Source organism: Mycobacterium arosiense ATCC BAA-1401 = DSM 45069 (assembly GCF_002086125.1).
In the GTDB taxonomy this organism is placed as follows: Bacteria; Actinomycetota; Actinomycetes; order Mycobacteriales; family Mycobacteriaceae; genus Mycobacterium; species Mycobacterium arosiense.
In genome coordinates, this window is record NZ_MVHG01000015.1 from 18,236 (window position 1) to 39,507 (window position 21,272).

At 68.6% G+C, this 21,272-nt stretch carries 21 protein-coding genes; 13 read left to right on the forward strand and 8 right to left on the reverse strand.

What is annotated here, in order from left to right:
* Nucleotides 1-91: 91 nt before the first annotated feature.
* Entirely contained in the window at nt 92-640 is a 549-nt protein-coding gene (locus BST14_RS09130) for a hypothetical protein (RefSeq protein ID WP_083064255.1), read from the reverse strand.
* A 637-nt stretch (nt 641-1,277) separates the two neighbouring features.
* On the opposite strand from BST14_RS09130, the gene BST14_RS09135 reads away from it, so the two are divergent.
* Entirely contained in the window at nt 1,278-2,777 is a 1,500-nt protein-coding gene (locus BST14_RS09135) for a sugar porter family MFS transporter (protein WP_083064191.1), read from the forward strand.
* Between the two features lie 167 nt (nt 2,778-2,944).
* On the forward strand, nt 2,945-3,466 hold the full coding sequence (locus BST14_RS09140) for a DUF488 domain-containing protein (RefSeq protein ID WP_083064256.1): 522 nt from the start codon (nt 2,945-2,947) through the stop codon (nt 3,464-3,466).
* 12 nt (nt 3,467-3,478) lie between these two features.
* Here BST14_RS09140 and BST14_RS09145 read toward each other — a convergent pair whose 3' ends face one another.
* The 4 genes from BST14_RS09145 to BST14_RS09155 form a co-directional block, all read right to left on the reverse strand.
* Complete coding sequence (locus BST14_RS09145) at nt 3,479-4,066, reverse strand: hypothetical protein (protein WP_083064192.1); 588 nt, start codon at nt 4,064-4,066, stop codon at nt 3,479-3,481.
* 152 nt (nt 4,067-4,218) lie between these two features.
* Nucleotides 4,219-5,169 carry an amidohydrolase family protein gene (locus BST14_RS09150; protein ID WP_083064193.1) on the reverse strand — a complete coding sequence of 317 codons (951 nt, stop codon included), beginning with the start codon at nt 5,167-5,169 and terminating at the stop codon, nt 4,219-4,221.
* A 4-nt stretch (nt 5,170-5,173) separates the two neighbouring features.
* Nucleotides 5,174-5,422 (reverse strand): aldehyde dehydrogenase family protein, encoded by a 249-nt coding sequence (locus BST14_RS31385; RefSeq protein WP_281252797.1) that lies wholly within the window; start codon nt 5,420-5,422, stop codon nt 5,174-5,176.
* A complete protein-coding gene (locus BST14_RS09155) occupies nt 5,409-6,650 on the reverse strand; it encodes an aldehyde dehydrogenase family protein (protein ID WP_281252798.1) in 1,242 nt (413 codons plus the stop codon). Before BST14_RS09155 ends, BST14_RS31385 begins: the two co-directional genes overlap by 14 nt.
* An 87-nt stretch (nt 6,651-6,737) precedes the next feature.
* Between BST14_RS09155 and BST14_RS09160 the strand changes: the two genes are divergently transcribed.
* The 5 genes from BST14_RS09160 (at nt 6,738) to BST14_RS09180 (ending at nt 11,938) form a co-directional block, all read left to right on the forward strand.
* On the forward strand, nt 6,738-7,679 hold the full coding sequence (locus BST14_RS09160) for a LysR family transcriptional regulator (protein ID WP_083064257.1): 942 nt from the start codon (nt 6,738-6,740) through the stop codon (nt 7,677-7,679).
* Between the two features lie 132 nt (nt 7,680-7,811).
* The gene (gene dnaK, locus BST14_RS09165) at nt 7,812-9,674 is read left to right on the forward strand and encodes a molecular chaperone DnaK (protein ID WP_083064194.1); all 1,863 of its coding nucleotides are present in this window, start codon (nt 7,812-7,814) and stop codon (nt 9,672-9,674) included.
* Nucleotides 9,671-10,330 carry a nucleotide exchange factor GrpE gene (grpE, locus tag BST14_RS09170; protein WP_083064195.1) on the forward strand — a complete coding sequence of 220 codons (660 nt, stop codon included), beginning with the start codon at nt 9,671-9,673 and terminating at the stop codon, nt 10,328-10,330. Before dnaK ends, grpE begins: the two co-directional genes overlap by 4 nt.
* Nucleotides 10,331-10,376: 46 nt before the next feature.
* Nucleotides 10,377-11,555: a molecular chaperone DnaJ gene (dnaJ, locus tag BST14_RS09175; protein ID WP_083064196.1), complete on the forward strand. Its 1,179-nt coding sequence runs from the start codon at nt 10,377-10,379 to the stop codon at nt 11,553-11,555.
* A complete protein-coding gene (locus tag BST14_RS09180; RefSeq protein ID WP_083064197.1) occupies nt 11,555-11,938 on the forward strand; it encodes a heat shock protein transcriptional repressor HspR in 384 nt (127 codons plus the stop codon). The genes dnaJ and BST14_RS09180 overlap by 1 nt, the downstream gene beginning before the upstream one ends.
* A 48-nt stretch (nt 11,939-11,986) precedes the next feature.
* On the opposite strand, the gene BST14_RS09185 is transcribed toward BST14_RS09180, so the two are convergent.
* Genes BST14_RS09185 through BST14_RS09195 form a run of 3 tightly spaced genes read right to left on the reverse strand, consistent with a single transcriptional unit; the run spans nt 11,987 to nt 14,546 of the window.
* Nucleotides 11,987-12,898, reverse strand: coding sequence for an aldose 1-epimerase (locus BST14_RS09185; protein WP_083064198.1), 912 nt, complete (start codon nt 12,896-12,898; stop codon nt 11,987-11,989).
* Between the two features lie 2 nt (nt 12,899-12,900).
* Nucleotides 12,901-14,070: an FAD-binding oxidoreductase gene (locus tag BST14_RS09190; protein ID WP_083064199.1), complete on the reverse strand. Its 1,170-nt coding sequence runs from the start codon at nt 14,068-14,070 to the stop codon at nt 12,901-12,903.
* A 29-nt stretch (nt 14,071-14,099) separates the two neighbouring features.
* Nucleotides 14,100-14,546 (reverse strand): DUF3060 domain-containing protein, encoded by a 447-nt coding sequence (locus BST14_RS09195; protein WP_211280686.1) that lies wholly within the window; start codon nt 14,544-14,546, stop codon nt 14,100-14,102.
* Nucleotides 14,547-14,678: 132 nt separating this feature from the next.
* Here BST14_RS09195 and clpB point away from each other — a divergent pair, with 132 nt between their 5' ends.
* The 6 genes from clpB to BST14_RS09225 all read left to right on the forward strand — a co-directional run bounded on the left by clpB (nt 14,679) and on the right by BST14_RS09225 (nt 21,229).
* Complete coding sequence (gene clpB, locus BST14_RS09200; RefSeq protein ID WP_083064201.1) at nt 14,679-17,225, forward strand: ATP-dependent chaperone ClpB; 2,547 nt, start codon at nt 14,679-14,681, stop codon at nt 17,223-17,225.
* Between the two features lie 104 nt (nt 17,226-17,329).
* Nucleotides 17,330-18,211 (forward strand): trehalose monomycolate transport factor TtfA, encoded by an 882-nt coding sequence (ttfA, locus tag BST14_RS09205; RefSeq protein WP_083064202.1) that lies wholly within the window; start codon nt 17,330-17,332, stop codon nt 18,209-18,211.
* Nucleotides 18,212-18,268: 57 nt separating this feature from the next.
* Entirely contained in the window at nt 18,269-19,045 is a 777-nt protein-coding gene (locus tag BST14_RS09210) for an SDR family NAD(P)-dependent oxidoreductase (RefSeq protein ID WP_083064203.1), read from the forward strand.
* On the forward strand, nt 19,032-19,571 hold the full coding sequence (gene pyrE, locus BST14_RS09215) for an orotate phosphoribosyltransferase (protein WP_083064258.1): 540 nt from the start codon (nt 19,032-19,034) through the stop codon (nt 19,569-19,571). The genes BST14_RS09210 and pyrE overlap by 14 nt, the downstream gene beginning before the upstream one ends.
* 102 nt (nt 19,572-19,673) lie before the next feature.
* The gene (locus BST14_RS09220; protein ID WP_083064204.1) at nt 19,674-20,585 is read left to right on the forward strand and encodes a hypothetical protein; all 912 of its coding nucleotides are present in this window, start codon (nt 19,674-19,676) and stop codon (nt 20,583-20,585) included.
* Nucleotides 20,582-21,229 carry a TrmH family RNA methyltransferase gene (locus BST14_RS09225; protein WP_083064205.1) on the forward strand — a complete coding sequence of 216 codons (648 nt, stop codon included), beginning with the start codon at nt 20,582-20,584 and terminating at the stop codon, nt 21,227-21,229. The genes BST14_RS09220 and BST14_RS09225 overlap by 4 nt, the downstream gene beginning before the upstream one ends.
* The last annotated feature ends 43 nt before the right edge of the window (nt 21,230-21,272 follow it).

Here is a 21,272-nt window from a genome sequence, read left to right on the forward strand (position 1 = left end):
GTCCTCACCGTAGCGACCCGTGGATTGCAGCGAGTGTAGGGCTTCTCCGGCGCGCTGCCGTGCAACCGTGACGGAATTTATAACCGACTCGCTAACGCAGGCCCGGCGGCACCGTGACCGGATTCGGCATCCCCGGCACGGTGATCACCGACGGCAGCTTCGGCAGATGGTGGTGATGCGATGGCTGCTGCGTCGGTCGCCCGGTGGGCTGCTGCTGCGTCGGCTGCCGCGCCGGGGGCTCTTCCGCGCTGCTGCTGGGCGAGGACGTCGTCGTGGTGGTCGTGGTGGTGGTCGTCGTCGGTGTCGTGGTGGTGGTCGTCGTCGTGCTCGTCGTCGTATTGGGGACGTGGCTGCCGTTCTGTCCGTGGATGAGTTCGATGACACCGAAGACGATTAACCCGATCAGGATGGCGACGGAAACCAGCCAGGCGATGAGCATCGCCGGTTTGCGATACCACGGAGTCGGCTCGGGCTCCTGGTCGAAGGGGTCGCCGCCGTCGTACTGCTGGAAGTCCTGGGGCGGGTTCGGCGGGGGACCGGCCGGCGGAATCTCGCCGGTGGGCGGCTGCTCGCTCACACCGAAGTCGCCTTGCTGGGTCGGCCGGTTGTGGAAGTCGTCGCGTGGGCCGTTGGATGCCACGGCACCGATGGTACTGACCTCGCCTGCCAATCTCCTGATGCCCGCCCGGCCGGAGGTGCGAGGCTTTGCCCAGGAGGTGTCGATCTCGTCGATGCCGACCAACCGTCCCGGGCGTTTGCACGATCAACCTGACAACGCTTGTTCGAGCCCGGTATCCCTCTGCAATGGGTGAGCTGACCTCGTGCCGTTCCACGATCACCTGGTTGTACGCGAATTACGCGAGGTCAACTACACAAGCGCCCACAATCGGACTGTGGCGGCCGACACACTCACCGAATCTCTCACCGGGCCGAATCTCGTTTTTGTACAATATAACTCGCGACTGAATCAGCTGTGGCGCACCCAAAATTTGTGACTGCTCGCTTTCCGCGCCGATGTGGGAAGTTAAACGGCAAGCCCGCACCGAGCGCCGCGCCTGGGCAGCCAACGCGCAAGCCGAGCGGAAAACCGCTGGGTACGCGAATGCCTTGACCGCACCGGCGACCAATACACCCGCCAGCACAGCAGTGATGCAGGTTATGCGACTTCGAGCTCCGGAATTAGCGGCGAGCGATTTTGACACCCGAGCACACAGTTGCGACGCACACAGTAAGGAGATGATGACGATGACCGACCGGCTTGCCGATCAGCTGCGCTAGTGGCTGCGGACGATCCGGCGGACCGCGGATGGTGGTTAACCGTCCGCGCTGAGGCGGAGTCGGCTGGAAGCGCAGGTCAGGCCGACGCGGAAGCTTCGCAGAGCGCAGTTGGCACCGGCGCGGAAGCCGCAAAACAACTGACAGGCGCCGTGGTGGTCATTGCGCTCGTCGCGGCAATCTCAGGCATGCTCTACGGCTACGACACCGGCGTCATCTCCTGGGCTCTATTGCAGCTCACCGAGGACTTCAACATCACGGCGGGCTGGAAGCAGGTCATCGCCGCCAGCATCCTGCTCGGCGCCGTCATCGGGGCCTTGACATGCAGCTGGCTGTCCGATCGGCGCGGCCGGCGCGGCACACTGTTGATGCTGGCGGTGGTGTTCATCATCGGTGCGCTGTGGTGTGCCGACGCGCCGGATGCCGTCGTGCTCTCGCTGGGGCGGTTGGTTCTGGGCTTCGCGGTCGGCGGGGCGACGCAGACGGCACCGATGTATGTAGCCGAGCTCTCGCCGCCCGCCCACCGGGGACGGTTGGTGCTGTGCTTTCAAATTGCCATTGGGGTGGGCGTCCTCATCGCCAGTCTCGTCGGGGCATTGGACACCATTTCGTGGCGAGGGCCGATCGGAATGGCATGCGTGCCCGCCGCAATCATGTTGTGGCTGTTGCTGCGCCTTCCGGAGAGTCCGCGCTGGCTGGTCAAGCAAGGTGATCGAAAAGCTGCGCAAGCCGTGTTGGAGCATGTCCGGCCCGACGGCTACGACGTGGGCACCGAGCTGGACGAAGCGACCGAACTCGCGCGCGTCGAACGCACGGCCAGCACCCGGGGCTGGCACGGGCTGCGCGACCGCTGGGTGCGTCCGGCCCTGGTTTTAGGTTGCGGAATTGCGGTGTTCACCCAGCTCAGCGGCATCGAGATGATCATTTATTATTCGCCGACCATATTAACCAACGATGGCGTATACCGGTCCGTAGCTCTGCAGTTGTCGGTGGGCTTGGGTGCGGCATACCTGATCGCCCAACTGGTCGGATTGGCCATCATCGACCGGATCGGCCGGCGCCGGCTCACTCTCGTCATGGTGCCGGGCGCGGCGATCAGCCTGTTCGCATTGGGCCTGTTATTCCTGACCAGCGACAACGGGCACGATGTGATTCCCTACATCGTGATCTGCTTGATCGCATTCATGCTGTTCAATGCCGGCGGTCTGCAGCTGATGGGCTGGCTGACCGGCTCGGAGACTTATCCGCTGGCGGTGCGACCGGCGGCCACCGCCGTGCAGTCGGCGACGCTGTGGGGAACCAACCTGCTCATCACGCTGACGATGCTGTCGCTCATCAATGCGATCGGGCCCGGGCTCTCGATGTGGCTCTACGCGTTGTTCAACGTGGCGGCGTGGATCTTCGTGTACTTCCGCATGCCCGACCTCACCGGGAAAAGCCTGGAGGAGATTGAAAACAAACTCTTCGAGGGGAAATTCCGGCCTTCAGATTTCACGCGCTGATGCATTAGTTGCGCGGCAAACCGTTTCGGGTGCTCGACGGCGCGGTTACCGTCAGTTGCGCGATACGAATCCGCCGATGAGCCGTGCTGATAGACGCGGTCACACACGTTGGCGCGAGTCACCCGCGATGTGTTCGCCATCCCGGGCAAGCTGTCCTCATGGAGCGGGTGTTGCTGACCGTGGGGCACGGGGCGGCCGGCCGGGAGCGGCTGGGGGCGTTGCTTGCCGGGGCGGGCGTTGCACTGGTGGTGGACGTGCGGCGATACCCGGCCAGTCGGACCAATCCGGACGTGCGGCTCGAGGCCCTCGAGTGCTGGCTGCCGCACGGGGGGATCGACTATCGGTGGGAGCCGCGCCTCGGCGGCCGACGGCATGTCGCGGCCGAAGAACCGGAGCCGGACAGCTGGTGGACGGTGGCCGCGTTCCGCGCGTATGCCGCACACACCCGGACGCCGGAGTTCGACGCGGCGCTGGACGAGGTCCTCGCCGATGCGGGCCGGCGCACCACGGCGGTGATGTGCAGCGAGAGCGTCTGGTGGCGCTGCCACCGGCGGCTGATCGCCGACGTGGCGGTGCTCGCCCGCGGGGTGCCCGTGCGGCACCTGATGCCCGACGGCCGGCTCAGTCCGCACCGCCCCTCGGCGGGAGCCCGCCGCCGCCCCGACGGCCGCCTGGTCTGGGACGGTTGAGCTTTCGAGCCTTTAGAACGTGTTGACCTTCTCGACGCTGACGAACATGCCGTGCTTGGTCTGGTCGTTGGTGAAGCGGGTGCCGTCCGCGTTGGCGACGATCGTCCAGCCCTGGGCCGCGTAGGTCTTGTAGTCGATGGTGACGGTCGGGATGGCGCCCAGATTGCCCAGCACCCACTGCACCTTGCCGCCGCTGTTGACGCTGACGCCGTTGGCGTGCTCGCCGTCCTGCATCGGGGAGTTGGTGAAGGGTGCCTCACAGCCGACGGTGTCCTTGTTGATCTGGCAGCGCGTCATACCGGATTTGGTCTCGATGAAGACGTAACCGTTCTCGTCGGGCGGCAGCGGGATGGCGCCGGCCGGGTTGGTCGGGCTCGCCGGCGCGGTCGGTGTGCCCGGGGCCGGGGCGGCGGTGGCCGACGGCGGCGTGGACCTGGGTGTGGGGAAAGATGGTTCGGTGGGTCCCGCTCCCGGCGAGGCCACCGGTCGGCCCCCGATGACGGAGCTGCAACCGGAGACCAGCTCCGAGCCCGCCATCATGGCTACGAGCAGCAGCGAACCACCGAGCAGGCTTCGCCGCGCATTCTTCGAAAACCGCACCCGCCGCTCCCCAGACGATTCATCTAGCGGCACTCAGGTTACGCACCGCGACGCGAAAGTCGCTGCCCTGGCGCAGGTATCGATATAGAGCCGATGGCCCAGGTTTATCACCGCGTGACCGACCCGTCGGCCAGCCGATCCATTGCCAGATGCTAGAGGCCCAACAGCTTTTCGGCGTTGCGGTGGCTGATGGCGGCCCGCTCGTCGTCGGACAGCGGCAGGCTCTCGAGGAAGGTGCGGGCGGCGACCATCGACCCGAACGGGTAGTCGGCGGAGAAGGCCACGCGGTCGATCCCCACCTGGGCAACCAGGTTCGCGTACGTCGCGTGGTCGTTGAAGTTGGCGAACGTGTAGTAAAAGTTCTCCCGAAGGTAAGAGCTGACGGGGCGTTGCAGACCGGTCAGCTCCGGTGTCAGCGTGGCGTCGAAGCGCGGCAGCATGAATGACGTCGCTTCACCCATGTGCCCGATGATCATCTGCAGCGCCGGGTGTCGGTCGAACACGCCGCCGAGGATCATGCGCAGCGCGTGGGTGGCGGTGTTGATGTGCCAGCCCCAGCCCACCGTGGCCAGCGCGAACGTGACCGGCTCGGCGAACCCCGCGTAGCTCGACTCGATGACGCCCGCCGGGGGGATGGTCGGATGCAGGTAGATCGGCGCCTGTAGGGCGGCCGCGCGGTCCAGGATGGGCTCGAAGAACGGGTCGTCCAGATAGCGGCCGCGGCTGTGGCCGTTGATCACCGCGCCGCGGAAGCCGAGCCCGCGCACCGCGCGCTCGAGTTCCTCGGCCGCCTGGTCGGGGGCGCTGGTAGGCACGGTGGCAAAGCCCGCCAAGCGATTTGGGTGGCGCCGCACCGCCGCCGCGAGCCGGTCGTTACAGTCCCGGGCCAGCCGCACCGCCTCGTCCGGATCCAGTTGCTCCACCCCGGGCGCCGCCAGCGACAGCACGGCCAGGTCCACCCCGGCCTCGTCCATCGCCGCGATGCGGCCGTCGCCGAGATCGCTGGCGGGTTCGACGATGCCGGCTCGCGACGCCAGCCAGGTGCCCGGGCCTTGTAGGAATTCCGTTATGGCGTAATGCTCTTCGAGGGCGATGACGCGCATCTGGTTATCCTTCGAGGGCTCGGGCGGCCGCGCCCCAGTACGGCAGCTCGTCGCGGTTGGCGGCCAGGCGGATGGTTTTGGTGTAGCCGTACTCGGCCAGCGTCTCCTGGGCGTGCTCGCGGCCGAACCCGCTGTGACCCACGCCGCCGAATCCGCTGCCGATGGCCACCCGGGCGTAGTTGTTGACGAAGACGGCCCCGGCCCGGATCTGCCGGCTCACCCGCAGCGCCCGGTCGCCGTCAGCGGTGAACACCGCGGCGACCAGTCCATAGGGCGGCGATCCGCACCGCCTCGGCCTCGTCGGTGAACCGGATCAGGGCGACGACCGGACCAAAGATCTCCTCCTGGGCCACCCGCATGCCTGGCGTGACGCCGGTCAGCACGGTCGGCGCGACGTAGAAGCCGTCGGCGAGCCGCGGATCCTGCGGCAGCGGAGCCTGGGCGGCGATGCGGGCGCCTTCGGCGACGCCGATGTCGAGGTACTCCAGGACCTGCTTGCGCTGTGCCCGGGTGACCAGGGGCCCCACGTCGGTGGCGGGGTCGGCGCCGTCGCCCACCCGCAGCCGGCGCACCGCGGCGCACAGCTTCCGTTCAAATTCGGCATAAATGTTGTCCTGCACCAGGATTCGCGACGATGCGGTGCACGCCTCACCCTGGTTGAAGAAGCCGCCGTCGATGGCGGCCAACAGCGCCTCGTGCAGGTTGGCGTCCTCGAACACCAGCAGCGGGTTCTTTCCGCCCAGCTCCATCAGCGCCGGCGTGAGGTTGCCGGCCGCGGTGCGCAGCACCGCCGAACCGGTGAGCGGCGATCCGGTGAAGGAGATCTTGCCCACCAGTTGATGTTCGGCCAGCGCGGCGCCCACCTCGCCGCCACCCGCCACGGCGTGCACCACCGGGTCGGGCAGCACCGACTGGATCAGCTCGACCAGCCGCAGCACCACCGAGGGCGTCTGCTCCGGCGGTTTCAGCACGACGGCGTTGCCGACGGCCAGCGCGGGAGCGACTTTCCCGGCGGTGTGGATGGGCGGCCAGTTGAAGGGCACTATGCCGGCGATGACGCCGTACGGCTCCAGCGTGGTCAGGTCGAAAACCGGGCCGTAGTCGCGCGCCTGGCTCGGCAGCACCTCGACCATTGCGCCGAAGTACTCGAAGATCCCGATCGCGGCTTCCACGTCGAAATTGCGCGCCTGGGTGATCGGCTTGCCCATTTCCCGCGATTCGAGGGCGGCGATCTCGTCGGCGTGCGCGCGGATGACGTCGGCGATCTGCCGCAGATAGCGGCCGCGTTCGCGGGCCGGACGTCGTTTCCAGGTCAGGTGCGCGGCCTGCGCCGCGCGCACGGCCCGGTCCACCCCGTCGGTGCCGGCCCCGTGCACCACGGTGACGACCTGCCCGGTGGCGGGATTCTCCACGACGAAGCGGTCGTCGGGTGACGCCGACGACCACGCGGTGCGGATCGTGGTGAGGGGTTGCTGGTCCATGGGCATTGCCACGGTATGCCCGGCGGCCTGATCAGCACCAACGATATCTACTGATGGTTCTCATCATCGGCGGTGATAATCGCCGGTGTGGAGCTTCGTCACCTCAAGTACTTCTTGGCCGTCGGGGACGGTCGGAGCTTCACCGAAGCGGCCAAGCGGCTGCACGTGGTGCAGTCCGGGGTGTCGGCCACCATCAAGGCGCTCGAGCGCGAACTGGGCGCAGAGTTGTTCGTCCGGGGCCCGGCCGGCGTGGCCCTGACCCCGGCGGGCGAAGCGCTGCGACCCCACGCCCGGGCCACCCTGGACGCCGCCCGCGCGGCGAAGGACGCGGTGAGCGCCGCCCGGGGCACGGTGCGTGGCACCGTCACGGTGGGGACGTTGACGTCGGTGAGCGTCATCGACGTGCCGACCGTGCTGGCCGAACTGCACTCCCGGCATCCCGAAATCGTGGTTCACCTGCGCGCGGCCAGCGCCGGGTCGGCCGGTCTGGCCGGGCAACTGCGGGACGGGGATCTCGACGTCGCCTTCCTGGTTTTCACCGGACCGCCCCCGGCCGACCTGCGCACCCGGCTGGTGGCCTCGGTTCCGCTGCTGCTGGTCGTCCCCGAGGACCACCCGCTGGCGCGGGGCGAGGCGGTTTCGCTGGCCGAGCTCGCCGGCATGTCCTTCGTCGACGGGCCGCCGGGATACGGCAACCGCGCCGTGGTCGACACCGCGTTCGCGGCCGCCGGCGTCCCGCGGACCGTCGCGGTGGAAGTGGCCGACATCGGCACGGCGGCGATCTGTATCCGCAAGGGGCTGGGGATCGGATTTCTGAGCTGGTCCATCCTCGAGGGCATCGACAGCTCGGGTCTGGCGAGCGTCCGGATCGCCGGGCACGACCTGCAATGGCGCCTCTACGTCGCGACCTCGGCGAACCGGCAGGCCAGCGCGGCCACCCGTGCGCTGCTGGCGCTCATCGAGGAGGTGGCCGGGGACGCCACGAATTCGTTGGCGCCCCGGGAACAAGGCGGGACCGGGCGCCGTTAACATTATCGACAAGTTGAGCAGACCACACTCAATGCTTGGTTTGACAGCCCACCGCCTCCCGGGGCAGGCTTGAGCGGGGTTCACTCAGCATAGTGACACCAGACAGGCTCTACATATTCAGGAGGAATCACTATGGCTCGTGCGGTCGGTATCGACCTCGGGACCACCAACTCCGTCGTCGCAGTCCTCGAGGGCGGTGACCCGGTCGTCGTCGCCAACTCCGAGGGTTCGCGGACCACGCCGTCCATCGTCGCGTTCGCGCGCAACGGAGAGGTGCTCGTCGGCCAGCCCGCCAAGAACCAGGCGGTCACCAACGTCGACCGCACCATCCGTTCGGTCAAGCGGCACATGGGCACCGACTGGTCCATCGAGGTCGACGACAAGAAGTACACCGCTCAGGAGATCAGCGCCCGCGTGCTGATGAAGCTGAAGCGCGATGCCGAGGCGTATCTGGGTGAGGACGTCACCGACGCGGTCGTCACCGTGCCGGCGTACTTCAACGACGCCCAGCGTCAGGCGACCAAGGAAGCCGGCCAGATCGCCGGCCTGAATGTGCTGCGGATCGTCAACGAGCCGACCGCGGCGGCGCTGGCCTACGGCCTGGACAAGGGCGAGAAGGAACAGACCATCCTGGTCTTCGACCTCGGTGGCGGCACTTTCGACGTCTCGCTGCTCGAGATCGGTGAGGGCGTGGTCGAGGTCCGCGCCACCAGTGGTGACAACCACCTCGGTGGCGACGACTGGGACGACCGGATCGTCAACTGGCTGGTCGACAAGTTCAAGGGCACCAGCGGCATCGACCTGACCAAGGACAAGATGGCGATGCAGCGGCTGCGCGAGGCCGCGGAGAAGGCCAAGATCGAGCTGTCGAGTTCGCAGAGCACCTCGATCAACCTGCCCTACATCACCGTCGACGCGGACAAGAACCCGTTGTTCCTCGACGAGCAGCTGACCCGCGCCGAATTCCAGCGCATCACACAGGATCTGCTGGACCGCACCCGTCAGCCGTTCAAGTCGGTGATCTCTGACGCCGGTATCTCGGTGGCCGACATCGACCACGTGGTGCTGGTGGGTGGTTCCACCCGTATGCCCGCGGTGACCGATTTGGTCAAGGAGCTCACCGGCGGCAAGGAGCCCAACAAGGGCGTCAACCCCGACGAGGTGGTGGCCGTTGGTGCCGCCCTGCAGGCGGGTGTCCTCAAGGGTGAGGTGAAAGATGTTCTGCTGCTTGACGTTACGCCGCTGAGCCTGGGTATCGAAACCAAGGGTGGCGTGATGACCAAGCTCATCGAGCGCAACACCACGATCCCCACCAAGCGGTCGGAGACCTTCACCACGGCCGACGACAACCAGCCGTCGGTGCAGATCCAGGTCTACCAGGGTGAGCGCGAAATCGCCTCGCGCAACAAGCTGCTCGGCTCCTTCGAGCTGACCGGCATCCCGCCCGCTCCGCGCGGCGTCCCGCAGATCGAGGTCACCTTCGACATCGACGCCAACGGCATCGTGCACGTCACGGCCAAGGACAAGGGCACCGGCAAGGAGAACACGATCAAGATCCAGGAGGGCTCCGGCCTGTCCAAGGAGGAGATCGATCGGATGATCAAGGACGCCGAGGCGCACGCCGAGGAGGACCGTCAGCGTCGCGAAGAGGCCGACATCCGCAATCAGGCCGAATCGCTGGTCTACCAGACGGAGAAGTTCGTCAAGGATCAGCGCGAAGCCGAGGGCGGCTCGAAGGTTCCCGAGGACACGCTGTCCAAGGTCGACGCCGCGATCGCCGAGGCCAAGACGGCCCTGGGCGGCACCGACATCACCGCCATCAAGGCGGCGATGGAGAAACTGGGCCAGGAGTCGCAGGCGCTCGGACAGGCGATCTACGAGGCCACGCAGGCCGCCGGCGAGCAGGCCGGTGGCGGCGCGGCGGGCGACGGGTCGGGCTCCGCTGACGACGTCGTGGACGCGGAGGTGGTCGACGATGACCGGGAGTCCAAGTGACGGAAGGCAATCCACACGAACAGGTGACGATCACCGACAAGCGGCGAATCGACCCCCAGACCGGTGAAGTACGGCAGGTCCCTCCCGGCGACACGCCGGGAGGGGCGCCGGCCGGCGAGCCGGCGGAGCAGCCCGACGGCAAAGTCGCCGAGCTCACCGCCGATCTGCAACGGGTGCAGGCCGACTTCGCCAACTACCGCAAGCGGGCGCTGCGCGACCAGCAGGCCGCGGCGGACCGGGCCAAAGCCGCAGTCGTCAACCAATTGCTGGGTGTGCTCGACGATCTCGACCGGGCCCGTAAGCACGGTGACCTGGAGTCCGGACCGCTGAAGTCGGTCGCTGACAAGCTGGAGAGCGCGCTGAGCGGCCTGGGCCTGACGGCGTTCGGCGAGGAGGGCGAGGACTTCGACCCGGTGCTGCACGAGGCCGTGCAGCACGAGGGCACCGGCTCCGAAGGGTCCCGGCCGGTGATCGGCACCGTCATGCGGCAGGGCTACAAGCTGGGTGATCAGGTGTTGCGGCACGCCCTGGTCGGCGTCGTCGACACGGTCGCCGACGAAGGCGATGAATCGGCCGCGACGGACGAATCCACCACGGCGGCAACCGAAGCCGAGCCGGCCGAATCGGACGATAACGTCGGCACATCCGGTGACTAGGCCACACGATCAGCACAAAAAAAGAAAGGTGAGGGGGTGACGCGACATGGCCCAGCGTGAATGGGTCGAAAAGGACTTCTATAAGGAGCTGGGCGTCTCCTCTGACGCCAGTGCCGAAGAGATCAAACGCGCCTACCGCAAGTTGGCGCGCGATCTGCACCCGGACGCGAACCCCGACAACCCCGCCGCCGGCGAACGATTCAAAGCGGTCTCCGAGGCACACAACGTCTTGTCCGATCCGGCCAAGCGCAAGGAGTACGACGAAACCCGAAGGCTGTTCGCCGGCGGTGGTTTTGGCGGGCGCCGGTTCGACAGCGGCGGGTTCGGGGGCTTCAACGTCGGCGGCGATGGCGCCGAGTTCAACCTCAACGATTTGTTCGACGCGGCCGGCCGAAGCGGCGGCACAAACATCGGTGACCTGTTCGGCGGCCTGTTCGGGCGTGGTTCGGGCGCCCGGCCCAGCCGGCCCCGCCGTGGCAACGACCTCGAGACCGAAACCCAGCTGGATTTCGTCGAGGCCGCCAAGGGCGTGGCGATGCCGCTGCGGCTGACCAGCCCGGCCCCGTGCACCAACTGCCACGGCAGTGGCGCGCGGCCGGGTACTAGCCCGAAGGTTTGTCCCACCTGCAACGGTTCCGGCGTGATCAGCCGCAACCAGGGCGCGTTCGGATTCTCCGAGCCCTGCACCGATTGCCGGGGCAGCGGCTCGATCATCGAGCACCCCTGCGAGGAGTGCAAGGGCACCGGTGTGACCACCCGCACCCGCACCATCAACGTGCGGATCCCGCCGGGCGTCGAGGACGGACAGCGCATCCGGCTGCCCGGCCAGGGCGAGGCGGGGTTGCGCGGTGCGCCCTCGGGCGACCTTTACGTGACGGTGCACGTGCGCCCGGACAAGGTGTTCGGCCGCGATGGCGACGACCTCACGGTGACCGTCCCGGTCAGCTTCACCGAGTTGGCTTTGGGCTCAACCATCTCGGTGCCCACCCTGGATGGCAAGGTCGGTGTCCGGGTGCCCAAGGGCACCGCCGACGGCCGCATCCTGCGGGTGCGCGGTCGTGGCGTTCCCAAGCGCAATGGCGGCAACGGCGACTTGCTGGTGACCGTAAAGGTCGCCGTGCCACCGAATTTGGAGGGGGCCGCGCGGGAGGCGCTGGAGGCGTACGCCGCCGCCGAGCGTGTCAGCGGCTTCGACCCCCGGGCCGGATGGGCGGGTAACCGCTGATGGCCAAGGGTCGTAAAGAGGATGCCCGGACCTTCCTCATCTCGGTGGCCGCCGAGCTGGCCGGAATGCACGCCCAAACGCTGCGCACCTACGACCGGCTCGGCCTGGTCAGCCCGCGCCGGACTTCCGGTGGGGGACGGCGGTATTCGGAACGCGACGTGGACCTGCTGCGCGAGGTGCAGCGGCTCTCGCAGCACGAGGGCGTCAACCTCGCCGGGATCAAGCGCATCATCGAGCTGACGAATCAGGTCGAGGCGCTGCAGGCCCGGGTCAAGGAGTTGACCGAGGAGCTTTCGCAGACCCGCGCCAGCCAGCGCCGCGACGTGGCGGTGGTGCCCAAGAGCACCGCGCTGGTGGTGTGGCAGCCGCGGCGGGGACGCTGATTCTCGCATTCACCCGGTGACCGCCAGTGTCTGCGGTGACCCGAGGGGTCACTGTGAGCCCACCCGGATTGAGAACTGCGCGACGGCGGGTTCGCCCGGCCGCGCGCAGCGGTAGCCGCCCCGGCGCAGCGCGTCGGTCGGTGCGGTCATCGGCTCGAAGCAAACGATCGTCTTCGTGGGGTCGTCGGGTGCCGGCGCGAAAATCTGCGCCGCCGGATAGCCCCGCTCGAAACGCACCTCGACGCGTCGTCCGCCACCGGACACCGCGAATACCGCGCCTTCGGCCACCTGGTCGTAGGCATCGTCGAACGTGTTGTTGCCCAACGCCTCTCGCCGCGCCGGCTGCAGCTCGGAATCGCCGGTGGGCAGTCCGGTGTCGTCGAGGCCCAGATGCCCCAACGGCGGGGTCTCGATGACCCAGTCGGCCCGCGGGGCGTCGGGCAGTTGCAGGTAGGGGTGAAAGCCGAAGCACAGCGGCACCGCCCGGTCGGCGCTGGCTCTCACCGTGGTCCGAATCGTCAGCGTCCGCTCGGCCAGCCGCACTGCGACCGTCAGCACATGTGGATATGGGAAGCTGGCCAGCAATCGGGGATCGGCACCGTAATCCAGTTCGGCGGTCAGCTCGCTGTCGGTCTCGGCCGTCACCCGCCAGCCGGGGTAGGCGGCCAGGACGCCGTGGATGGGCAGCCCGTTGGGGTCGGCGCGCACACCGTTTTCTCCCGGCGTCAGGGTCACCGTCGCGTCCTGGGCGGTATAGGTGTTCGCGCCCAACCGATTCGCCCACGGGTACAGAATCGGGATCCCCATCGTCTTGCCGTCGCAGACGTAGGCGTCCAGGCCGCGGCGCTGGCCCAGCAGCTCCACACCGGCGTCGCGCAGCGACGTGCCGACCATCCCCGCCTCGGGAACGAACTGGGCAACCACCGGCGATGCGGGATCGCGCAGCGTGACGACGTGCATGGTTACCTCCATAGCGGGTCGTGCGCAATGCGTTCGGGCGGAGCCCCTTTGGCGATGAGGGCGGCCTTGGTGGCGCTGACCATCGCCGGCCCGCCGCAGACCAGGATCTGCCGGTCGCCCCAGCCGCCGTACTTGGTGACCACGTCGGGCAGCCGCCCGATCTGGTGCACGTGCAGGCCACGCGGCGGCGTGACGTCGGGATAGTCCGCGGCCCACGCCGGGTCGCTGCTGTACTCCGAGACGGGGGAGACCGACAGCCACGGGTTGTGCGAGGCGACCTGCCACAGGGTCGGCAAATCGTAGAGTTCGCAACGGTATCGGGCGCCGAAGAACAGATGGATGCGCGGGTTCACCGCGAACCGGGCCAGGTCCATGATCAGCGCCCGCAGCGGCGCCAGGCCCGTGCTGCCGGCGACCATCAGCACGTCGCCCCCCTCGCGGTCGACCCGCAGACCGCCGTGCGGGCTGGACAGCCGCCACCGGTCGCCGACGCGGGTTTCGCCGACGATCGCGGTGCTGACCAAGCCGCCGGGGACCAGGCGGACGTGAAACTCGATCCCGCCGCCCGGGTCGGCCGGAATGGCGGGGCTCAAATACCGCCAGCGGTGCGGACACTGGGGCACGTGGACGTTGACGTACTGGCCGGGGTGGTAGTGCATCGGCTGATCGAGTTGCAGCCGCACCACCACCAGGTCTCGCGACACCCGCAGGTGCTCGATCACGGTGCCGTCCCACCAGGCGGGGCCCTCCTCGGCGTCCGCGGCCCCGCTCATCACCCCGGTGATCAGGTTCAGCGACTGCTGGGCCGCCGCTTCGACGGAGTCGGTCCATTCCGCGCCCACGTGCGCGCGCAGCGTCGAGAGCAACGCGCGCCGCAGGGTCTCGTAATGCGCCGGCAGCACACCGTATTTGCGGTGATCGCGGCCGAGTTGAGCCAGGAAGGCCACCGGCTCCTGCGCGCGCCGCGCGACCAGTTCCCCATACACCCAGTGCAGCGCATGGCCGAAAGCGAGCCGCTGAGCGGACATTTCGGGCGGGAACAGATCGCGCACCGAGCCGTCGAGGGCGAACCACTGGGTGTAGAAGCGGTGGACGAGCGCGGCGGCATCACCGGCCGGGTCCGCGAAAGCGTCACGCAGCACCCGCAGCGCTTCGGCGTCCTCCAGGCTCACGGGCCCTGATTCTAGGCTCGGCCGCCTACTCAGCCCTGTCGGACGACGTTGGCCGTCCCGACGTTGGCGGTCTTGGGTGAACCCCAGTGATAGAGAACGACGTTGCCGTTACCCGACGCGCTGGCCGCGTCGGTGCTGTCGACCGCGACGTGGTTGGCGCTGCCGGAGACGCTGACGCTGGTGCAGTGCCCGGTCAGGGTGATCGTGTTCCGCGCTCCGCTCACCGACAGGTAACCGGCATGGCAGGGAAGCGTCTTCGTCATACCCGTCCCGCTGACCTGCAGCGTCCCCGCCTCCGGCACCGTCGATGGGCTGCTCCCGGTGAGATCGGTTCGCACCCCGACGGCGAGCAGGCCGGCGTACGCGAGCGCCGCGGCTACGGCGACCAGCCACAGGCCCGGTAGGCCGCCGCTGCGCTGCGGCCGTGTCTGCGCGTCGGGGTCGGCTTGATCGGGGCGCTGCATCGTCTGCGTCATCGATTCGGGGGTACCCCCTACGCCGTAGTGCTCAAAACTCGATAGAGTTGAGCGGAACAGACTCAACATTGACGACGTTGAACTAACCGACAAGCATTTTTGCCAACCCTTCGTATTCGAACGGAGCTCGTCGTGGACTCTTTCAACCCGACCACCAAGACCCAAGCGGCGCTGACCTCGGCGCTGCAGGCGGCCTCGGCCGCCGGTAACCCCGAGATCCGGCCCGCGCACCTGCTGATGGCGCTGCTGACGCAGACCGACGGCATCGCCGCGCCCCTACTGGAGGCCGTCGGCGTCGACCCGGCCACCATTCGCGCCGAAACCGAGCGGGTGCTCGAGCGGCTGCCGCAGGCCAGCGGCGCCAGCTCGCAACCGCAGCTGTCGCGCGAGTCGCTGGCCGCCGTCACCACCGCCCAGCAGCTGGCCACCGAGATGAACGACGAATACGTCTCGACCGAGCACCTGCTGGTCGGCCTGGCCACCGGCGATTCCGACGTCGCCAAGCTGTTGACGGGCCACGGTGCCTCGCCCCAGGCGCTGCGCGAGGGCTTCGTCAAGGTGCGCGGCAGCGCCCGGGTCACCAGCCCGGAGCCGGAGGCCACCTATCAGGCGCTGGAGAAGTACTCCACCGACCTGACGGCGCGGGCCCGCGAGGGCAAACTCGATCCGGTTATCGGGCGCGACAACGAGATTCGCCGCGTCGTGCAGGTGCTGAGCCGGCGCACCAAGAACAACCCGGTGCTCATCGGCGAGCCCGGCGTCGGCAAGACCGCAATCGTGGAGGGCCTGGCCCAGCGCATCGTCGCCGGCGACGTGCCCGAGAGCCTGCGCGACAAGACCGTCATCAGCCTGGACCTGGGATCGATGGTGGCCGGCGCAAAGTACCGCGGCGAGTTCGAGGAACGGCTCAAGGCGGTCCTCGACGACATCAAAAACTCCGCCGGGCAGATCATCACCTTCATCGACGAGCTGCACACCATCGTCGGCGCCGGCGCGACCGGCGAGGGCGCGATGGACGCCGGCAACATGATCAAGCCGATGCTGGCCCGCGGGGAGCTGCGCCTGGTCGGCGCCACCACCCTCGACGAGTACCGCAAGTACATCGAGAAGGACGCCGCGCTGGAGCGCCGCTTCCAGCAGGTGCTGGTCGGCGAGCCCTCGGTGGAGGACACCGTCGGCATCCTGCGCGGACTCAAGGACCGCTACGAGGTGCATCACGGCGTGCGCATCACCGACTCGGCCCTGGTGGCCGCGGCGACGCTGTCCGACCGCTACATCACCGCGCGCTTCCTGCCGGACAAGGCCATCGACCTGGTCGACGAGGCCGCCAGCCGGCTGAAGATGGAGATCGACTCCCGGCCCGTCGAGATCGACGAGGTCGAGCGATTGGTGCGCCGCCTCGAGATCGAGGAGATGGCGTTGGCCAAAGAGGAGGACGAGGCGTCCAAGGAGCGGCTGGAGAAGCTGCGCTCGGAGCTGGCCGACCAGAAGGAGAAGCTGGCCGAGCTCACCACCCGGTGGCAGAACGAGAAGAACGCCATCGACGTGGTTCGCGAGCTCAAGGAACAGCTGGAGGTGCTGCGCGGGGAGTCCGAGCGCGCCGAGCGCGACGGCGACCTGGCCAAGGCCGCCGAGCTGCGGTACGGGCGCATCCCGGAGGTGGAGAAGAAACTCGACGCCGCGCTGCCGCAGGCCGAGGCTCGCGAGAACGTGATGCTCAAGGAGGAGGTCGGCCCCGACGACATCGCCGAGGTGGTGTCCGCGTGGACCGGAATCCCGGCCGGACGCATGCTCGAGGGTGAGACCGCCAAGCTGCTGCGCATGGAAGACGAGCTGGGTCAGCGCGTCGTCGGCCAGAAGAAGGCCGTGACGGCCGTCTCCGACGCCGTGCGGCGTTCGCGGGCCGGCGTCGCCGACCCCAACCGGCCCACCGGGTCGTTCATGTTCCTCGGGCCGACCGGTGTCGGGAAGACCGAGCTGGCCAAGGCGCTGGCGGAGTTTTTGTTCGACGACGAACGCGCGATGGTCCGCATCGACATGAGCGAATACGGCGAAAAGCATTCGGTGGCCCGGCTGGTGGGCGCCCCGCCCGGGTACGTCGGCTACGACCAGGGCGGCCAACTGACCGAGGCGGTGCGGCGGCGGCCGTACACGGTGATCCTGTTCGACGAGATCGAAAAGGCGCACCCGGACGTGTTCGACGTGCTGCTGCAGGTGCTCGACGAGGGCCGGCTGACCGACGGGCAGGGCCGCACCGTCGACTTCCGCAACACCATCCTGATCCTGACGTCCAACCTCGGATCGGGCGGCGACGAGGACATGGTGATGGCGGCGGTGCGCTCGGCGTTCAAACCGGAGTTCATCAACCGGCTCGACGACGTGATCATCTTCGACGGCCTTGAACCCGGCGAGCTGGTGCAGATCGTCGACATCCAGCTGGCCCAGCTGCAAAAGCGGCTGGCCCAGCGCCGCCTCACCCTGCAGGTGTCGCTGCCGGCCAAGCAGTGGCTGGCCCACCGCGGGTTCGACCCGGTCTACGGCGCGCGGCCGTTGCGCCGACTGGTGCAGCAGGCCATCGGTGACCAGCTGGCCAAGATGCTGTTGGCCGGCGACGTGCACGACGGCGACACCGTTCCGGTGAACGTCAGCCCCGATGGCGACTCGCTGATTCTGGGCTGACCGACGTGCGGGGTCCGTCCCACGCCGGGGTGCTTCGTCCTGTAACTGGGTTGTGACCAGCCGGACTTCTTTATTCCGGGCCAATAGCAGATACCCTGTGTGGGATGGTCCCCCTCTGGTTCACGCTCTCCGCGCTGTGCTTTGTCGGCGCGGGGGTGTTGCTGTACGTCGACATCGATCGGCGGCGCGGGCGCAGCAGGCGACGCAAGTCGTGGGCGCGATCGCACGGCTTCGACTACGAGCCTGAATCAACCGACATCCTCAAACGCTGGAAGCGCGGCGTGATGTCGACGGTGGGCGACGTCGCCGCCCAAAACGTGGTGCTGGGTCAGATCCGCGGCGAGGCCGTCTACATCTTCGACCTCGAAGAGGTCGCCACCGTCATCGCGCTGCACCGCAAGGTGGGCACCAACGTCGTGGTGGACCTGCGGCTCAAGGGACTCAAAGAGCCGCGGGAAAGCGACATCTGGCTGTTGGGGGCGATCGGGCCGCGAATGGTGTACTCCACCAACCTCGATGCCGCCCGCCGGGCCTGCGACCGCCGGATGGTCACCTTCGCGCACACCGCGCCGGACAGCGCCGAGATCATGTGGAACGAGCAGAACTGGACGCTGGTGGCCATGCCGATCACCAGCACGCGCACCGAGTGGGACGAGGGCCTGCGCACGGTGCGCCAGTTCAACGATCTGTTGCGGGTGCTGCCGCCGCTGCCGGAGGAGGCCCCGCAGGAGACGGGTGCGCCGTCCGGGCTGCGCAACGCCTCGCCCAGCCGGCCGTTGGCGCCCGCGGGCCGCGCGGAGCTACCGCCCCGGCGCCCGCAGCAGGATGTGACCGGGCTGCTCGGCCCGGAACCGCAGCCGGGTCGCCGCGCCGCCGAGCCGCCGCGCCGCGACCAGCCCCGGCGACCCGATGGGCGTTCGGAAACCGTCCGCCGCCCACCGCCGGCCGGGCGCAACGGCCAGCAGGCCAGCAACTACCAGCGCTGACGGCGGGCCCCGGGTAGCCACAGGGCCGGCGCGACCGCCGTCATTAGGATGTCGCTCATGCCTCGACCCGTAGCCCTGATCACCGGGCCTACGTCCGGAATCGGCGCCGGGTTCGCGCGACGCTACGCGCACGACGGCTACGACCTGGTCCTGGTCGCCCGCGATGTCGACCGCCTGACCAGGTTGTCCGAGGAACTGCGGAAGCACGACGGCTCCGTCGAAATCCTGCCCGCCGACCTGGCCGATGCCGCCGGCCGTCAGCGGGTCTGCGACCGGATCGCCGCCGGGGGCGTGCGGGTCCTGGTCAACAACGCCGGCTTCGGCACATCCGGGGACTTCTGGTCCGCCGATCCCGCGCTGTTGCAATCCCAGCTCGACGTCAACGTCACCGCGGTGATGCACCTGACCCGCGCGGCGCTGCCGGCCATGCTCGAGGCCGGCGAGGGCACCGTCATCAACATCGCCAGCATCGCGGGGCTGGTACCCGGGCGCGGGTCGACGTACTCGGCGTCCAAAGCGTGGGTGATCTCGTTCAGCGAGGGCCTGTCCGTGGGCCTGCAGGGCACCGGGGTTTCCGTGCACGCCGTGTGCCCGGGCTACGTGCACACCGAATTTCACCACCGCGCCGGGATCGACATGGCCAGGTCGCCGTCGTTCATGTGGCTCGAGGTCGACGATGTGGTCGGCCAGAGCCTGGCCGATATCGCCCGCGGCAAGGTGATCAGCATCCCGGGCCTGCAGTACAAGGCCATCGTCGCCGCCGAACGTCTGATGCCGCGGTCCCTGATGCGGGCCCTCACCAAACGAATCGGGAGTGGCCGTGGCCGGACCTGACCGCGAAGAGCTGGCCGAGTTGGTAAAACGCCTTTCGGTCGTGCACGGGCGGGTCACGCTGTCCTCCGGCAAGGAGGCCGATTACTACGTCGACCTACGCCGGGCCACCCTGCACCACCGCGCCTCGGCACTGATCGGCACGCTGATGCGCGAACTGACCAGCGACTGGGACTATGCGGTGGTCGGCGGCCTGACGTTGGGCGCGGACCCGGTGGCCACCGCCGTCATGCACGCGCCGGGCCGGCCGATCGACGCCTTCGTCGTGCGCAAGTCCGCCAAAACCCATGGGCTGCAACGACTTATCGAAGGTTCCGAGGTCTCCGGCAAGCGGGTGTTGGTGGTCGAGGACACCAGCACCACCGGCAACTCGGCCCTCACCGCGGTGCGTGCCGTGCAGGAGGCCGGCGGCGATGTGGTGGGGGTGGCCACCGTGGTGGACCGGGCCACCGGCGCCGCCGAGGCCATTGAGGCCGAGGGGCTGCCCTACCGAAGCGTGCTCGGGCTCGCGGATCTGGGGCTGAGCTAGTTGCCGGCGCGTCATCGTAGCCATTTCGTCAGTACCTTCCGGCGGGCAAGGCCGCGCCGCGGGTGGCCGGTCTGCCTTGCTTCGACCCCGAGCCGCTGAATCATGCGTACCGCCCTTGCGATCCTCGCGTGCGTGGTGGCCTGCCTGGCCGGCTGCTCGTCGTCCAGCCGGCCCGTGCGTCCGTACGGCGCCCAGGGCGCGCGACTCGGCGAGTCGCTGGCCCTGCTGGGCTGGAACATGTCGGTGTCAAATCTGCGCTGGGACGGCGACTACGTGCTGGTCGACGTCGACGCCAGTGTCGCGTCCGCCAAGGACGCGCAAGCTCCGCACGCCAAACCCGAGGACATCCGCTTCGGGCTCTACGGCGCGCTGGCCCACCCCATGGAGACCGCCGGCCTGGGCAGCTGTGACAGCGCGAAGACCGGTGTGCGTGACGCGCCCGCCCCGCTCTCGGCGCCCCGCGACCGGCTCACCGGCACGATTTGCCTTGGGCCGCTGCAGGATCGAAGCCAGGTGCGCGGGGTCTACGGCTACTCGCCGCGCGACCGGATCCCGAACAGCTCGTCGGCCTACCCGGTCGCCTTCCCCGTGGGGTTGCTGCCCACGAATCCCAACGACAGCGGCGGGCTCGCCGTCAAGACCGCCAGTCTGTCGGCATGGCGCGCCGACGGCACGCCGGTGACCAAGATGCAGCTGGGCGATCCGGGAGCGTTCACCGGCAGCGGCTACATGCTGCTGGGGTTGGAAGCCACCGCCGTCGCGGCCCGCTACCGCGACGAGTCCGCCGCGCGCGGCGGCCCGATGATGCTGCTGGCCTCTCCGACCCTGCCCGCCCCGGGGCTGAACCCGGCCTGCTCGACCTATGGGTCGTCGGTGCTGATCCTGCCCGACGCCTCGTTGGACGCGGTGCACGTCAACGCGTCGCTGTGCACCCAGGGCGAGATCAACGACGCGCTGCTGTACGCCACGCTGGCCATCGACGGCACGCACGCCGGGGTGTGGACGCTGCGATGAGCGGACCGGGGCCCACCGAGTGGGCGGCGACCCCGCCCGCCGGCGTCGGCCCGTGGCGCGGCGAGATCCCCGATGACCCGCGGTATGACCCAATCCTGTTGCGCGAGGGCGACACTCGCAACGTCGTCGACGCCTACCGGTACTGGGCCCGGGAAGCGATCATCGCCGACATCGATCGGCGCCGGCATCCCCTGCACGTCGCGATCGAGAACTTCGGCCACGACGCCAACATCGGTTCGGTGGTGCGCACCGCCAACGCCTTCGCGGTGCATACCGTGCACATCGTGGGGCGGCGGCGGTGGAATCGGCGGGGCGCCATGGTGACCGACCGCTATCAGCGGCTGTGCCATCACGACAGCACCGCCGAGCTGCTCGACTTCGCGGCCGACGCCGGCCTGACGGTGGTGGCCGTCGACAACGTGCCGGGCGCGGCGCGCCTGGAGGAGGCCGCGCTGCCGCGCGAGTGCCTGCTGGTGTTTGGCCAGGAGGGGGCCGGCATCACCGACGACACTCGCACGGGGGCAACGCTGACGGTTTCCATCGCGCAGTTCGGCTCGACGCGCAGCATCAACGCCGGCGTCGCCGCCGGCATCGCCATGCACGCCTGGATCGAGCAGCACGCCGATCTGTCCCAGGCCTGGTGAGTCCTCGACGCCGTGCAGGCACGGTCAAGCGCGTGCGGCAGGA